At 68.0% G+C, this 774-nt stretch carries 1 protein-coding gene; it reads left to right on the forward strand.

The window, feature by feature from the left end; all coding sequences use genetic code 11:
* The coding region (locus QQK25_RS23315; RefSeq protein ID WP_284190096.1) for a cadherin domain-containing protein at window positions 1-774 on the forward strand (774 nt) is incomplete at both ends.

The following is a 774-nucleotide window of genomic DNA, read 5'->3' on the forward strand; positions in this document are numbered from 1 at the left end:
TTTCCGATGGCACGCTGACCAGCACCCAGGCCATCGCCGTCACGGTAACGCCGGTTAACGACAACACCCCGACGATCACCAGCGGCGCCGCGGCCAGTGTCGCCGAGAACACCACCGCGGTGCTCACGGTCACCGCGACGGACGCCGACCTGCCGGCCCAGACCCTCAGCTATTCGATTGTCGGTGGCGCCGACGCCGCCAAGTTCTCGATCAACAGCAGCACCGGCGCGTTGAGCTTCGTCACCGCGCCCGATTACGAATCGCCCACCGACGCCGGCGCGAACAACGTCTACGACGTCACCGTCCAGGTTTCCGATGGCACGCTGACCAGCACCCAGGCGATCGCCGTCACGGTGACGCCGGTGAACGACAACACCCCGGCGATCACCAGCAGCGCCACCGCCAGCGTCGCCGAGAACACCACGGCCGTGATGACGGTCACTGCGACCGACGCCGACCTGCCAGCCCAGACGCTGAGCTACAGCATCGTCGGTGGCGCCGACGCCGCGAAGTTCTCGATCAACAGCAGCACCGGCGCCCTGAGCTTCGTCACCGCACCCGACTACGAAGCGCCCACCGACAGTGGCGGCAACAACGTCTATGACGTCGCCGTGCAGGTTTCCGACGGCGCGCTGACCAGCACCCAGGCCATCGCCGTCACGGTGACGCCGGTGAACGACAACACCCCCGCGATCACCAGCAGCGCCACCGCCAGCGTCGCCGAGAACACCACCGCGGTGCTCACGGTCACCGCGACCGATGCCGACCTGCCGG

Origin of the sequence: Zoogloea oryzae, assembly GCF_030161255.1 — a bacterium.
Classification (GTDB): domain Bacteria; phylum Pseudomonadota; class Gammaproteobacteria; order Burkholderiales; family Rhodocyclaceae; genus Zoogloea; species Zoogloea oryzae.